Here is a 13,287-nt window from a genome sequence, read left to right on the forward strand (position 1 = left end):
GCCCGCGGCACGGCGGACCAGTCGTCCGCCATTGCCACCCAGACCAGCGCCGGCATGGAGCAGCAATACCGCCAGGTGGACCAGGTGGCGACCGCCTCCCACGAAATGAGTGCCACCGCCCAGGACGTCGCCCGCAGCGCCGCACAAGCGGCACAGGCGGCACGGGATGCCGATCAGGCCACCCGCCAGGGCCTGACCGTGATCGACCGCACCACCACCAGCATCGACAACCTCGCCGCCGACATGAGCGCGGCAATGGTCCAGGTCGAAGGCCTGGCGGCCAACAGCGAGAAAATCGGTTCGGTCCTGGAAGTAATTCGCGCCATTGCCGAACAGACCAACCTGCTGGCCCTCAATGCCGCCATCGAAGCCGCCCGTGCCGGTGAAGCCGGGCGCGGTTTTGCCGTGGTGGCCGACGAAGTGCGCAACCTGGCGCGCCGCACCCAGGAATCGGTCGAAGAAACCCGCCTGGTGATCGAACAACTGCAAAGCGGCACCCAGGACGTGGTCGGCTCGATGGGCAACAGCCACCGCCAGGCCCAGGACAGTGTCGAACAGGTTGGCCAGGCCGTGACGGCGCTGCAGCAGATCGGTGACGCGGTCACCGTGATCAGCGACATGAACCTGCAAATCGCCAGCGCCGCCGAAGAGCAAAGCGCCGTGGCCGAGGAAATCAACCACAACGTGGCGACCATCCGCGACGTCACCGAATCGCTGTCGGGGCAAGCCAATGAGTCGGCGCGGGTAAGCCAGTCGCTCAATCGCCTGGCCAATCAACAGCAGAGCCTGATGGACCAGTTCCGCGTCTAACCAACCCCCCCATCAACTGTGGGAGCGAGCCTGCTCGCGAAAGCGGTGTGTCAGCCTACGTATACGTCAGCTGATATAAAGCTTTCGTGAGCAGGCTCGCTCCCACAGGTCTATATGAATCCGCACAACCGGTCAGTTGCCTGGAACCTGCGCGGCGTTTCGGTATCGAATCTACCGATACCGCGCCCCACCATTCAAACAGCCGTTTCGCGGTTGTTGCCACTGGGGCCGTCGATACACCTACATGCCCTTGAGTGGCTGTCAGCGCTCGGGTAATGTCATCAGACCCATAGGACAGAGCACGCCCATGACTTCCAAGCTGGAACAACTCAAACAGATGACCACTGTTGTTGCCGATACCGGCGACTTCGAAGCAATCGCTCGCGTCAAACCCGTGGACGCCACCACCAACCCGTCGCTGCTGCTCAAGGCGGCGTCGATTCCCGCTTATGCCGAATTGCTGAACGCCTGCGTCAGCGACTGCAAGGGCGATGTAGGCCTGGCCAGCGACCGTTTTGGCGTCGCGGTGGGGCAGGAAATCCTCAAGGTGATTCCTGGCCGCATTTCCACCGAAGTGGATGCACGCCTGTCGTTCGACACGGACGCCGTCTTGAAGCGCGCGCATCGTCTGATCGAGCTGTACGAAAACGCCGGCATCGGCCGTGACCGGGTGCTGATCAAGATCGCCTCCACCTGGGAGGGCATCCGCGCTGCCGAGATCCTGGAAAAGGAAGGCATCCAGACCAACCTGACCCTGCTGTTCTCGTTTGCCCAGGCCGCTGCCTGTGCCGACGCCGGGGTATTCCTGATTTCGCCGTTCGTGGGCCGCATCTACGACTGGTACAAGAAAGCCACCGGTAACGACTTCGTCGGCGCGGACGATCCAGGCGTGCAGTCGGTGACCCGCATCTACAACTATTACAAGGCCAATGACTACAAGACAGTGGTCATGGGCGCAAGCTTCCGCAATCTCGGCCAGATCGAGCAACTGGCCGGCTGCGACCGCCTGACCATCAGCCCGGACCTGATCGACAAGCTGGCGGCAGACACCGGCAAGCTGGAGCGCAAACTGGCGCCGGGCAATGCCGGTGAAGCGCGCTTGAACCTCAATGAAGCGCAATTCCGCTGGCTATCCAACGAGGACGCCATGGCGACCGAGAAACTGGCCGAGGGCATTCGCCAGTTCGCCCGTGACCAGGAGAAGCTGGAGGCGTTGTTGCAGGCCAAGCTGTGATCTGAATCGGCGAATTGCAAAAAGGGCGAACCTTGGTGGGTTCGCCCTTTTTTGTGCGTCCTGATTGGATGTGGCGATCTTTCTGACGCCTTCGCGAGCAGGCTCGCTCCCACAATGTCCTTCGTATTACGTAACTCGCTCCCCTGTGGGAGCGAGCCTGCTCGCGAAGGGGCCAGCCCGGCCAACCATCAATGCCGCTCCAGCGCATTCACCAGGTCATGAAAGGCTTCACGATTGGAGTCGTTCAGCCCCATGAGGATCTTGTGCGCTTCCAGCACCTTGATCCGCACCACTTCTTCCGACTGATCCTGATCAGGCAGGTCGTCCAGGCATTCCGGGCATGGCACTGGCTGGTCGACGATGTTGAACACCTGCTCGAACCCCATCGACTGCAACAGACGGGTGATGTCTTCGTGGGTGGTGACCACGGTCGGCAGCAGCCCGACCTTCTGCCGCGACAGGATCGACAATTTGGCCAACAGGCCCAAAGTCGTGCTGTCGATGCTGCGGGTCTCGGTCAGGTCGATCACGATCGCGTTGAAATTCAACGCGGTGAAGATCCGATCAATAGTCGCATCCAACGCCGAACACAGGGTCAGGCGAACTTCACCGACGAATTTCAGGACAAAGGTGCCGTCCTGTTCGGCGAACTGGATTCTACCGGTACTCATCAAAGATTCCTGCTCAACACCAACAGGGCGATATCATCCGGCATCTCCCCTAGCGTGGCCAATCCAAAAACCTGCCGCAGGCCATCCAGGCTGCCGCCCGCCGCCTTGACCCGTTCGGGCAACGCAGCTTCTTTTTCTTTGAGTGTGGGTTCTGGCAAAAGGTCCAGAATGCCATCTGACATCAGCGTCAGGCTGAACGTCGGCGGCAACTCCAGCACGTGATCTTCGTAGGTGGCTTCATTGAAGAGGCCTACCGGCAGACCACGCCCTTGCAGATAACTGACACTGTCGGGTGTGTACAACACAGGCAACGGCAAATGACCACCGATGCTATAGGTCAACAAACCTGTCTCCTCGTCGATGACTCCACCGACCATTGTGACGTGTTTGCCCAGCTTACAACTGATCAGGCCCCGGTTGATATGCCCAAGCACCTCAGACGGCTTGAATTCCGGCAAGGTACCGCTGCGCTTGGACTCGAACAACAGGCGCGTGGTCATGAATTTCAACAGCACAGTGACAAAGGCTGAAGAGGCACCGTGCCCGGAAACATCCGCCAGGTAGAACGCCACGCGGCGCTCGTCGACCCGGAAATAGTCGACAAAATCCCCCGACAGGTACAGCGACGGGATGATCTGGTGGGCAAACTTGAAGTCGTTGATGGCCCAGGGGCTGACCGGCAGCATGTTCATCTGCACCTGGCGACCGGCGTTCTGGTCTTCCTGGAGCAGGTTCAGGCTGGCGGCGAGCTCGCGGTTGGCCTTCTCCAGCTTCTCGCGATAGCGCTGGTTTTCCATCAGCAGGCGCGCACGATCCAGGGCCCGACGCACAGAGTGCTCGAGCACGGCCAGATCTTCGAGAGGCTTGATCAGGTAATCCGCCGCGCCCAGGCGCAAGGCCTCGACCGCATCGTTCATTACGCCGGCGCCCGACACCACGATCACCGGTGTTTGCGGCGAAAGCTCGGTGACCTGGCGGATGAGTTCGAGTCCGCCCATCTGTGGCATGCGCAGATCGCAGATGACCAAGTCGGGCTTGTCTTGCTCGAATACCTGAAGACCCTGCTGACCGTTGCTGGCCTGCAGGACGCTGAAACCACTGTCTTCCAAATAGGCCGCGAGGCTCGCGCGCACTACCTCGTCATCATCGATTATCAGCAGCGTGGCACTGGTTTTTGGCATGTGGGCAAACGGCGCCAGAATTAGGTTGGCGTAGCGGCGCGGATTTTGGCCCGGCTCTGACTACTGGATTCGCTTTCTAGCCTCTCTGGCGCACTGTTTTCGAGCATTTACCCGATCCACACGTACACCAGAGGTGCCCTTCTAAGGCGCAGACGGTACTCCCATCCGCGAGGCGTTTCAAGCTCACGCCGATGGTCGCTTGGCGCCGGCACTTTTGAAATCACCGGGAGTTATAAGAACCGTCCTGACCGAAACCCAATGAAAGGTCCTGGCGAACGACAAAAATGCAGAAGGCGGCTCGATGGCCGCCTTCTTTTTACCGCTGTGGATCAGAAATCGTCTTCGACCTGACCATCCTTCACCTTGAATTCGCGGTTCTGCAGATAGGCGTTGCGGATGAACGTGTACTTGTCGCCCGTAATCAACTTCTCGGAGGACAGCAGGTCCGCCCGGGTATCGACGATGTTCAGGCCGAAGATCGAATTACGCACCGGCACGTCGTTGATGTACGGATAAGGACCGGTGTAGCTATCGACGAACTTGGATGGCGCATCACGCACGGTGCTAGGTCCCAGGAGCGGCAGCATCACATAAGGCCCGCTGCCCATGCCCCAGTAACCGAGGGTCTGGCCAAAGTCTTCGTCGTTGCGGTGCAGCCCCATGTGGGTACCCACGTCGAAGAAGCCCAGCACGCCGAAGGTGGTGTTGAAGATCAGTCGCGCGGTGTCGACACCCGCGGCGGTGGGTTTGGCCTGCAGGATATCGTTGGCGAGGTTGGTCACGTCGCCGACGTTGCGGAACATGTTGTGGATGCCATCTTCAAGAAACTGCGGTGTCACGAACTGATAGCCCTGGGCCAGAGGCTTGAGGGCATAGGTGTCGACGAAGTCGTTGAACTTGAAGATCGGACGGTTGATGCCTTCCCAAGGATCATCTTCCGAGGCTGCCTGCGCAGCAAACGGAATCAGCAGCGCACCGGCGCATACACAAAGCCGAGCGAGAGGATTGCTCCAGCGCATAAAAAAACTCCTTGGACTATACCGTCGCCGGACGCTTGGCCCGGCGCAAAGGCTGCCAGTATAAGACGATTCGGCCACTTTAGGCAGCATGGGGCCCGTCCCCGCGCACGATCTTGGCAGAATGCGAGCAATTCACAACAGTGTCACTCAACTGTCACCGTCGCCCTCTAGCCTTGAGACTATTTCAGGGACGTTGATATGCCGCACGCCGAAACCACCCCGCAAAATGCGCCGAACCTGACTGCCGTGCTGTTCGGGCTGAGTGGCTGCCTGGTGGATTTCGGTGCCCGCACGCGCCTTCAGGGCAACCCAGGCACTGATCACGCACAAGCCACCCCCGGCGCCCTGGACAGTCTGATCAGCCTGCAGCGCCAGCAAATCCCCTGCGCCTGGCTCGATGAGCTCTCCCCCGCCATCAGCCAGGCATTGGCCGGCGGCCTGCCGCAATGGATAAGACCTTCGCAATACGCTGAAACAATCAAACCCTGGCCGGCGCCCAATGCGTGTTGGCAAGCGTTGATGGCGCTGGACATCGAAAGACTCGATGGCTGCGTGCTGGTCAGCGGCGAACCACGACTGCTGCAATCGGGACTCAATGCCGGCTTGTGGACCATCGGCCTGGCGTCCTGTGGCTCGCTCTGCGGGCTTTCGCCCGAGCAATGGCAGGCATTGTCCGCGCAGGAGCGCGACATCAAGCGCAGCAAGGCAACGGTGCAGCTGTTCGGCCTGGGCGTGCATTCGGTAATCGATCACCTTGGTGAACTCGACACTTGCCTGGCCGACATCAGCTTGCGTCGGCTCAAGGGCGAAAAGCCCTGATTCAGATCATGCAGGTTACGCGCGGGTGGATTAATCTAAAGGTAAGCCATAGACCTTTGGCGCGCCGTCGCGGTCTATGCCAGTGCCTATCGATAAAAGGAAGAACGCCATGTCTGCCCGCGAACTGCAAGAACAGCTCAATGCCCTGCGCGAGCAATTGGAACAGAATCCTCCGCTGACCGACGCAGAGCGTGACGACCTGCGCGAACTGATGCAGAAGATCGAATTTGAGCTGGAGCTCGAAACCAAGACACAGGACTCGAGCCTCGCCGATAACGTCAACCTGGCTGTCGATCGCTTCGAACTCGAACACCCGACCCTCGCCAGCACGCTGCGCCAGATTGGCACGGCCCTGCACAGCATGGGAATCTGAACCAAACGCAGAAATCCCCTGCAGGAGCGAGCATGCTCGCGATGGAGGTCAACGATAACGCGGGAAACCTGATGCCCCGCGTTGCCCTCTGGTTTTTCGCGAGCATGCTCGCTCCTACACAATGAATCGTTACTGACGGACCAGGCGATGGTTCGGCAGCTGCACCTCTTCGGTACTGCGATACGGATTGATATCCAGCCCACCCCGCCGCACATAACGCGCATACACCGTCAATTTCTCCGGTTTCAGCAACCGCTGCAGATCAAGGAAAATCCGCTCCACGCACTGCTCATGGAAGTCCGAGTGCTGGCGGAAGCTGACGATGTATTCCAGCAGGCTTGCGTGATCCAGCGCCGCGCCACGGTACTCCACCGCCACGCTGCCCCAGTCCGGCTGACTGGTCACCGGGCAATTGGACTTGAGCAAATGGCTGTGCACGCTCTCCTCGACAATGCGCGACTCATCGCAACGCAGCAGTTCCGGGCGCGGGTGCTCGTAGTTGCTGACGCTGATGTCCAGATCGTCAATGCACACGCCGGGCAACGCCACCACGCCTTCGGCCTCGACCTCTTTCAGGCTGCGGATGCGCACGCCCACAGGCTTGCCGGCCGCGGCCGACAGGTCCTTGGCCAGGGTCGCTTCAAGACTCGCGGTGTCGGCGAACGGCGTCTGGTTCAAGGAGTTGAGGTAGAGCTTGAACGACTTCGACTCGATGATGTTCGGCGAATCCGCCGGGATGCTGAACTCGCCGATCGCCACCACCGGCTTGCCCGATGGCAACAACCACGACAGTTCGAAGCAATTCCAGAAATCCACGCCCTTGTACGGCAGTGTCTGAGCCGTCAGGCCGAGCTCGGCCCACTTCGCGGTACGCGGGATCGGGAACAGCAGGGACGGCGTGTAAGTGGCGATGTATTCGCTGGATTTGCCCAGCGGCGAGTGTTCGGCTGCGGGATGCATGGCGGAAACCTGACTGAAGAATCAGCGGATTCTACCAGCCTTTGCCGCAGCCTTTGAGTGCTTACTGACTGACAGTCAACTTGCCGACCATGCCGGCCTGGTAATGACCGGGGATGTTGCAGGCAAATTCCAGGCGAGTGGCCTTGCTGAAGGTCCAGGTCAGCTCGGCGGTCTTGCCAGGCGCCACCAGCACGCTATTGGGGTCGTCGTGCTGCATGGCATGCCCCATTCCGGCCATGGCGCCGTGGTCCATTCCGGCCATGGCGCCGTGGTCCATTGCCTTCATGCCGGTAGGCGTAAGCATGCCGCTCTGTTGCATCTGCAACATTTCCTGTTGGTGCCGGGCATGCATCGCTGCATCGCCGAGGTTGAATTCGTGCAGCAACTGGCCTTTATTCACCAGCACGATACGCACGGTCTCCCCTGCCTTGATCTCGATAGACTTGGGGGTGAATGTCATGTCAGCCATGACCACCTCCACGCTACGGGTCGCCTTGGCTGCCGGGGCCGGTTGACCAAAATCATAGGTAACCTCTGGAGCCGCCCAAACCGGCGAACCCAGTGCCAACAGACAGCTGGCCAGCAACACGGATTTACGCAAAAACATCGAAGTACTCCAACAAGATTAAGGTTCAGCCTGTGGAAAACTCTAAACTGTCACCGCTGCCCTTTACCTGACAGCCAAATTACAACTTTGTCAGCAAGGCCCGCAGCCTCGTCGCCCACGGTATAACGCTGTCGTTCCATTTAGCCCGAGTCGCCCATGAAACTGCTGATCGTCGAAGACCAACCGAAAACCGGCCATTACCTGCGCCAGGGCCTGACCGAGGCCGGGTTCAATACGGAACTGGTGGCCGACGGCAGCACTGGCCAGCAACTGGCCTTGAGTGGCGACTATGCCCTGCTGATTCTCGATGTGATGCTGCCCGGCCGCGACGGCTGGCAGATCCTGCAAGCGGTGCGCAGCGCCGGCCTCGACACGCCGGTGCTGTTCCTGACCGCCCGGGACGCCGTCGAGGACCGGGTTTATGGCCTGGAACTGGGCGCCGACGATTACCTGGTCAAGCCATTCGCCTTCTCCGAATTGCTCGCCCGGGTCCGCAGCCTGTTGCGCCGGGGCAGCAGCACGCACCAGGAAACCAGCCTGCAACTGGCCGACTTGCGCCTGGACCTGATCCGCCGCCGGGTCGAGCGCGGCGGCCAGCGCATCGACCTGACCGCCAAGGAGTTCGCCCTGCTGGAAATGCTCCTGCGCCGCCAGGGCGAAGTCCTGCCCAAATCGCTGATCGCGTCCCAGGTCTGGGACATGAATTTCGACAGCGACACCAACGTCATCGAAGTCGCGATCCGCCGCTTGCGCCTGAAGATCGACGACGAGTTCCCGAACAAACTGATCCATACCGTGCGCGGCATGGGCTATGTGCTCGAAGAGCGCCAGTGCTGATGCGCCGGCTGTCCTTGAGCGCTCGCCTGGCCCTGTTATTCGCCGCATGCACCGCCGTGGTCTCGCTGTTCGCCGGCCTGCTGTTCAGCCGCGCCAGCGAGGCGCACTTCATCGAGCTCGACCAGCAGTTGCTCGAGGACAAGCTGATTGGCTTGCGACGGGCATTGCCGGACATTCAATCAAGCCAGCGTGACGCCCGGCTGGCCGACGAGTTGAGCCGGCAGGCCGATCTTTCACTGCGCATCAGTGGCAGCGATGGCCGCCGCTGGTATGACAGCTCCTCCAACCTGCCGCAGACCTTGCCGCACCAGCCCGGACTGTCCACGGTGAGCCACGATGGCACCGACTACCGCGTGCTGAACGCACCGCTGTACCCCGACACACCCGATTCGCCGCAATTGAGCTTGCTGCTGGACATCACCCATCACCAGCATTTCCTGCAGCGCATGCAACACCTGATCTGGCTGACCGTCGGCCTGTCCGCCCTGGCCACCGCCCTGCTCGGTGCCTGGGCCGCACGCAGCGGGCTGCGACCGTTACGCCGCATGAGCGCAGTCGCCAGTGGTGTCTCGGCGCAATCGCTCAACGCACGCCTGCCGGAAGAAGACATGCCGCCGGAGCTGGCGGAAATGGCCCACCATTTCAACGCCATGCTCGGGCGTCTCGACGACTCCTTCCAGCGCCTGTCGGCGTTCTCCGCCGACATTGCCCATGAACTTCGCACCCCGCTGTCAAACCTGCTGACCCACACCCAGGTCACCCTCACCCGCCCCCGCCCCCTCGAGGATTACCGCGAAGCGCTGCACAGTAACCTCGAGGAGCTGCAATGGATGGCGCAACTGGTCAACGACATGCTTTACCTGGCCAAGGCCGACCACGGGCTGTTGATGCCCAAGCGCGAACCGTTGGAGCTGGCAGAGGAAGTGGACCTGTTGCTGGAGTTTTTTGCGCCCCTGGCCGAAGACGCGCGAGTGACGTTGAGCCGTGATGGCGATGCCCGCCTGCAAGGCGACCGCAACATGTTGCGCCGGGCGCTGTCCAACTTGCTGGACAATGCGTTGCGCTTTACCCCGGCCGGGGGTGAGGTTCGGGTGCGGATCAACGACCAGGCCAAAAGCTTGAGCCTGTCGGTGGAAAACAGCGGTGAAGGAATTCCGGCAGATCTGCTGCCACGCCTGTTCGATCGCTTCTACCGCGCAGACCCGGCGCGCCATGAAGGCAGCAGCGAGCATGCGGGATTGGGGTTAGCGATTACCCAGTCGATTGTCCGCGCCCATGGTGGGCAGATTCGTTGTGAATCGGAAAATGGGTGGACGCGGTTTGTGATTGAGTTACCAAAGGGAGAATGAGGCCAGCAGTCCTGACCCCCTTCGTCGGGAAATCACGCAGAGCGAGCTTGCTCCGGGCGGCGTTCCGACGAAGGCGGTGTAACGGCTTACGAATAGCGCAATGCGGTAGCCGGCTCGACCTTCGCCGCCCGCCATGCCGGGTAAACCGTGGCCAAGAAGCTCATGACAAACCCCGCCGTGCAGATCAGGGCCACGTCCGCGCCCTGCAACTCAGAGGGTAGGTTGCTGACGAAATACACGTCGGAACTGAAGATGTGCTGGCCACTGACCCGCTCTACCCAGCCGACCATGGCGCTGACGTTCAACGCCGCAATCACGCCCAACACCCCACCGATCAATGTGCCGACAACCCCGATCACCGTACCCTGCACGATGAAGATCGCCATGATCTGCCGTGGCGTGGCGCCGATGGTGCGCAAAATCGCGATGTCCGCACCCTTGTCGTTCACCACCATGATCAAGGTCGCGATGATGTTGAACGCGGCCACCGCGACAATCATCAGCAGCAACAGGCCAATCATGGTTTTTTCCATCTTCATGGCGCTGAACAGGCTGCCTTGGGTGTGGGTCCAGTCGTCAGCCTTGTAGGCTGCGCCGAGGGCGTTTGCGATGTCGCCCGACACTTGCGGCGCCGCATACATGTCCTTCACCGCCAGGCGCACGCTCTGCACCTGATTCGGCTCCCAGTGCTGCATTTGCGCGGCATCGGCGAGGTGGATCAGCGCCATCGAACCGTCCAGTTCGGCACCGACCTTGAACACGCCGACCACGTTCAGCCGTTGCATGCGCGGGGTGATACCGCCCGGCGCGTTGCTGACTTCCGGCACGATCAGGGTGATCTTGTCGCCCACGTTCAAGCGAAAACGGCGCGCGGTGATTTCGCCGATCACCACACCGAACTCACCCGGTTTCAGGGCATCCAGCCGCCCCTGGACGATGTGCTTGGCGACGATCGACACCTGGCCTTCCAGCGCCGGGTCGACGCCACTGACCTGGATCGGCTGCATGGTGCCCTTGTAGGACAGCATGCCTTCCATCTCGGTGAACGGCACGGCGGCGGTCACTTGCGGATTTTTCATCGCGGCGGCGGCCACCGGCTGCCAATCGTCGATCGGATTAACGCCGACGATGGTCGCATGCGGCACCATGCCGAGGATGCGCGAGCTCATTTCGCGCTGGAAGCCGTTCATCACCGACAGCACCACGATCATCGCCAGCACGCCCAGGGCGAGGCCGATCATCGAGGTCATCGAGATGAAGGAAACGAAGCGATTGCGGCGCTTGGCGCGGGTATAGCGCGTGCCGATAAAGATCGATAACGGTCTGAACATTCGCTGGGGCACCGTATAAAAATAAAAGACCCGACGGACTTTTCAGTGCCGTCGGGTTTCAACCCGTCAGATAGGCGTCAGGCAACCTTCCTGCAAATGCAGGACGCGGTCCATCTGGCGGGCCAGGTTCATGTCGTGGGTTACCACCAGGAACGCCGTGCGCATCGAAGTGCTGAGTTCCAGCATCAAGTCCTGGATACCCTGGGCGGTGTGGGCGTCGAGGTTGCCGGTCGGCTCGTCGAGCATCACCAGGCCGGGGTTGTTCACCAGGGCACGGGCGATGGCCACGCGCTGGCGTTCGCCACCGGACAGCTCGGCAGGCTTGTGCTCCAGGCGATGGCCCAGGCCGACCCGCTCCAGCAACGCCGTGGCACGCTTGCGCGCCTCGGGAATCGCGGTCTTGCCGATCAGCAGCGGCATGCAGACGTTTTCCAGGGCAGTGAATTCCGGCAGCAGGTGGTGAAACTGGTACACGAAGCCCAGGGCACGGTTACGCAGCAGGCCGCGCTTCTTTTCGCTCAGCGCCGACAGTTCTTCACCGTCGAGCCAGACGCTGCCCTTGGTCGGCGTATCGAGGCCGCCCAGCAGGTTGAGCAAGGTACTCTTGCCCGAGCCCGACTTGCCGACGATCGCCACACGCTCGCCCGGGTGCAACTCCAGTTGCAGGCCCGCCAACACTTCCACTGACTCCGGGCCTTCCTCGTAGGATTTGCCCAGGCTGCGGCAGCTCAAGATTGCTTTATCACTCATGCGCGACTCACTCATAACGTAGCGCCTCCGCCGGCTGGGTGCGCGCGGCACGCCAGGCGGGATACAGGGTGGCGAGGAAACTCAGGACCAGCGCCGCACAGCAGACCATGACCACGTCCTGGCTCTGCACTTGCGACGGCAGGTAATCGATGAAATACACGTCGGCATTGAGAAACTTGTGGCCGATCAAGCCTTCAAGCGCCGAGATCGCGGCGCTGACGTTGAGCGCGGCGAAAATCCCGACCACCGCGCCGATGGCCGTGCCGACCACGCCGATGACCGTGCCCTGGACCATGAAGGTGCGCATGATCGTGCCCGGCGTGGCGCCGAGGGTGCGCAGGATCGCGATATCGCCCTTCTTGTCGTTCACCACCATCACCAGCGTGGAAATGATGTTGAACGCGGCGACCGCAACGATCAGCAACAACAACAGGCCGATCATGGCTTTTTCCATGCGGATGGCCTGGTACAGGTTGCCATGGGTGCGGGTCCAGTCGCGGGCGTAGTAGCGGTCTTCGCCCAGCTCGCGGGCGATGTTCCACGCCTCGCGCGGCGCCTGGAACAGATCGTCGAACTTCAGCCGCAGGCCCTGGACCTGGTCCGGTTTCCAGCGATGCAAGCGCGCCAGGTCCTGCAGGTTGGTGATGCCCAGGTAACCATCGAGCTCACCGGCGCCGACATGGAAGATGCCGACCACGGTGAAGCGCTTCATGCGCGGGAACATCCCGGCGGGCGTCACAGTGACCTCCGGCGCCACGAACGTCAGCTTGTCGCCCACGGCCGCACCGAGCTTGGCCGCGGCCTTGTCACCGATGACGATGCCGAATTCGCCCGGCGCCAGGTCGTCGAGTTTGCCCTGCAGCATGAAGTTGTCGATGATCGACACCTGGCGCTCCTGCGCCGGGTCGATGGCATTGAGCAGGATCTTGTTGACCTTGCCGTTGTTGGTCAGCAACCCCTGCATTTGCGTGAACGGCGCCACGGCCGCTACCTGCGGGTTCTGCTTGATCTTGGCGGCCAGGCCTTGCCAATCGCTGATCGGCTCGCCGGATTCGATGGTCGCGTGGGGCACCATGCCCAGCACGCGGGTACGCATCTCATGATCGAAGCCGTTCATGACCGACAGCACCACGATCATCACGACCACGCCAAGGGCGAGTCCGATCATCGAGGTCAGGGAAATGAATGACACAAAATGATTGCGACGCTTTGCACGGGTATAACGCGTGCCGATAAATACGAAGAGAGGTCTGAACATGTCGGGGCTTGTTCGGAGGGAAAAGGAACGTCCTTGTGGCGGGGGTCGATAACCAGCTTTACACTCAGACCACCGCCGCTACCATGGG

Annotated in this window: 14 protein-coding genes; 6 read left to right on the top strand and 8 right to left on the bottom strand. The window is 61.2% G+C overall.

The window, feature by feature from the left end; translation table 11 throughout:
- Positions 1-54 precede the first annotated feature (54 nt).
- Together AC3WWR_RS18545 and tal are read left to right on the top strand one after the other, a co-directional pair.
- On the top strand, positions 55-810 hold the full coding sequence (locus AC3WWR_RS18545) for a methyl-accepting chemotaxis protein (protein WP_404821803.1): 756 nt from the start codon (positions 55-57) through the stop codon (positions 808-810).
- 307 nt (positions 811-1,117) lie between these two features.
- Positions 1,118-2,044: a transaldolase gene (gene tal / locus AC3WWR_RS18550; protein WP_020798472.1), complete on the top strand. Its 927-nt coding sequence runs from the start codon at positions 1,118-1,120 to the stop codon at positions 2,042-2,044.
- Positions 2,045-2,232: 188 nt separating this feature from the next.
- Here tal and rssC read toward each other — a convergent pair whose 3' ends face one another.
- From rssC to AC3WWR_RS18565, 3 genes are all read right to left on the bottom strand, one after another.
- Positions 2,233-2,715: an anti-sigma factor antagonist RssC gene (gene rssC, locus AC3WWR_RS18555; RefSeq protein WP_020798473.1), complete on the bottom strand. Its 483-nt coding sequence runs from the start codon at positions 2,713-2,715 to the stop codon at positions 2,233-2,235.
- Positions 2,715-3,896, bottom strand: coding sequence for a two-component system response regulator RssB (gene rssB / locus AC3WWR_RS18560; RefSeq protein WP_020798474.1), 1,182 nt, complete (start codon positions 3,894-3,896; stop codon positions 2,715-2,717). The genes rssC and rssB overlap by 1 nt, the downstream gene beginning before the upstream one ends.
- 329 nt (positions 3,897-4,225) lie before the next feature.
- Entirely contained in the window at positions 4,226-4,915 is a 690-nt protein-coding gene (locus AC3WWR_RS18565; protein WP_020798475.1) for an MlaA family lipoprotein, read from the bottom strand.
- 198 nt (positions 4,916-5,113) lie between these two features.
- Between AC3WWR_RS18565 and pcrP the strand changes: the two genes are divergently transcribed.
- Entirely contained in the window at positions 5,114-5,734 is a 621-nt protein-coding gene (gene pcrP, locus AC3WWR_RS18570) for an HAD superfamily inactivated hydrolase PcrP (protein WP_492598934.1), read from the top strand.
- 109 nt (positions 5,735-5,843) lie between these two features.
- Positions 5,844-6,107 carry a DUF4404 family protein gene (locus AC3WWR_RS18575; protein ID WP_020798477.1) on the top strand — a complete coding sequence of 88 codons (264 nt, stop codon included), beginning with the start codon at positions 5,844-5,846 and terminating at the stop codon, positions 6,105-6,107.
- A 129-nt stretch (positions 6,108-6,236) separates the two neighbouring features.
- On the opposite strand, the gene queF is transcribed toward AC3WWR_RS18575, so the two are convergent.
- Both queF and copI read right to left on the bottom strand, forming a co-directional pair.
- Positions 6,237-7,067: an NADPH-dependent 7-cyano-7-deazaguanine reductase QueF gene (gene queF, locus AC3WWR_RS18580; protein ID WP_020798478.1), complete on the bottom strand. Its 831-nt coding sequence runs from the start codon at positions 7,065-7,067 to the stop codon at positions 6,237-6,239.
- A gap of 61 nt (positions 7,068-7,128) precedes the next feature.
- Positions 7,129-7,674, bottom strand: a complete 546-nt coding sequence (copI, locus tag AC3WWR_RS18585; protein ID WP_151141230.1) for a copper-resistant cuproprotein CopI — start codon at positions 7,672-7,674, stop codon at positions 7,129-7,131.
- A gap of 156 nt (positions 7,675-7,830) precedes the next feature.
- On the opposite strand from copI, the gene AC3WWR_RS18590 reads away from it, so the two are divergent.
- Complete coding sequence (locus AC3WWR_RS18590) at positions 7,831-8,511, top strand: heavy metal response regulator transcription factor (protein WP_151141227.1); 681 nt, start codon at positions 7,831-7,833, stop codon at positions 8,509-8,511.
- Positions 8,511-9,860, top strand: a complete 1,350-nt coding sequence (locus AC3WWR_RS18595; RefSeq protein ID WP_151141224.1) for a heavy metal sensor histidine kinase — start codon at positions 8,511-8,513, stop codon at positions 9,858-9,860. The genes AC3WWR_RS18590 and AC3WWR_RS18595 overlap by 1 nt, the downstream gene beginning before the upstream one ends.
- 86 nt (positions 9,861-9,946) lie before the next feature.
- Here the strand turns inward: AC3WWR_RS18595 and AC3WWR_RS18600 are convergent, their stop codons facing one another.
- The 3 genes from AC3WWR_RS18600 to AC3WWR_RS18610 all read right to left on the bottom strand — a co-directional run bounded on the left by AC3WWR_RS18600 (position 9,947) and on the right by AC3WWR_RS18610 (position 13,199).
- Complete coding sequence (locus AC3WWR_RS18600; protein ID WP_033039795.1) at positions 9,947-11,191, bottom strand: lipoprotein-releasing ABC transporter permease subunit; 1,245 nt, start codon at positions 11,189-11,191, stop codon at positions 9,947-9,949.
- A 66-nt stretch (positions 11,192-11,257) separates the two neighbouring features.
- On the bottom strand, positions 11,258-11,941 hold the full coding sequence (gene lolD, locus AC3WWR_RS18605; protein WP_168757547.1) for a lipoprotein-releasing ABC transporter ATP-binding protein LolD: 684 nt from the start codon (positions 11,939-11,941) through the stop codon (positions 11,258-11,260).
- A gap of 7 nt (positions 11,942-11,948) precedes the next feature.
- Entirely contained in the window at positions 11,949-13,199 is a 1,251-nt protein-coding gene (locus tag AC3WWR_RS18610; protein WP_492598935.1) for a lipoprotein-releasing ABC transporter permease subunit, read from the bottom strand.
- Between the last annotated feature and the right edge of the window lie 88 nt (positions 13,200-13,287).

Source organism: Pseudomonas sp. EB271-G4-1 (assembly GCF_058791355.1).

What these genes read in the sequence shown, in the direction of transcription:
- AC3WWR_RS18610 (WP_492598935.1), bottom strand. Translation starts at nt 13,199, where the DNA reads ATGTTCAGACCTCTCTTCGTATTTATCGGCACGCGTTATACCCGTGCA.
- lolD (WP_168757547.1), bottom strand. Translation starts at nt 11,941, where the DNA reads ATGAGTGATAAAGCAATCTTGAGCTGCCGCAGCCTGGGCAAATCCTAC.
- rssC (WP_020798473.1), bottom strand. Translation starts at nt 2,715, where the DNA reads ATGAGTACCGGTAGAATCCAGTTCGCCGAACAGGACGGCACCTTTGTC.
- rssB (WP_020798474.1), bottom strand. Translation starts at nt 3,896, where the DNA reads ATGCCAAAAACCAGTGCCACGCTGCTGATAATCGATGATGACGAGGTA.
- AC3WWR_RS18565 (WP_020798475.1), bottom strand. Translation starts at nt 4,915, where the DNA reads ATGCGCTGGAGCAATCCTCTCGCTCGGCTTTGTGTATGCGCCGGTGCG.
- copI (WP_151141230.1), bottom strand. Translation starts at nt 7,674, where the DNA reads ATGTTTTTGCGTAAATCCGTGTTGCTGGCCAGCTGTCTGTTGGCACTG.
- pcrP (WP_492598934.1), top strand. Translation starts at nt 5,114, where the DNA reads ATGCCGCACGCCGAAACCACCCCGCAAAATGCGCCGAACCTGACTGCC.
- AC3WWR_RS18600 (WP_033039795.1), bottom strand. Translation starts at nt 11,191, where the DNA reads ATGTTCAGACCGTTATCGATCTTTATCGGCACGCGCTATACCCGCGCC.
- tal (WP_020798472.1), top strand. Translation starts at nt 1,118, where the DNA reads ATGACTTCCAAGCTGGAACAACTCAAACAGATGACCACTGTTGTTGCC.
- queF (WP_020798478.1), bottom strand. Translation starts at nt 7,067, where the DNA reads ATGCATCCCGCAGCCGAACACTCGCCGCTGGGCAAATCCAGCGAATAC.
- AC3WWR_RS18595 (WP_151141224.1), top strand. Translation starts at nt 8,511, where the DNA reads ATGCGCCGGCTGTCCTTGAGCGCTCGCCTGGCCCTGTTATTCGCCGCA.
- AC3WWR_RS18545 (WP_404821803.1), top strand. Translation starts at nt 55, where the DNA reads ATGGAGCAGCAATACCGCCAGGTGGACCAGGTGGCGACCGCCTCCCAC.
- AC3WWR_RS18575 (WP_020798477.1), top strand. Translation starts at nt 5,844, where the DNA reads ATGTCTGCCCGCGAACTGCAAGAACAGCTCAATGCCCTGCGCGAGCAA.
- AC3WWR_RS18590 (WP_151141227.1), top strand. Translation starts at nt 7,831, where the DNA reads ATGAAACTGCTGATCGTCGAAGACCAACCGAAAACCGGCCATTACCTG.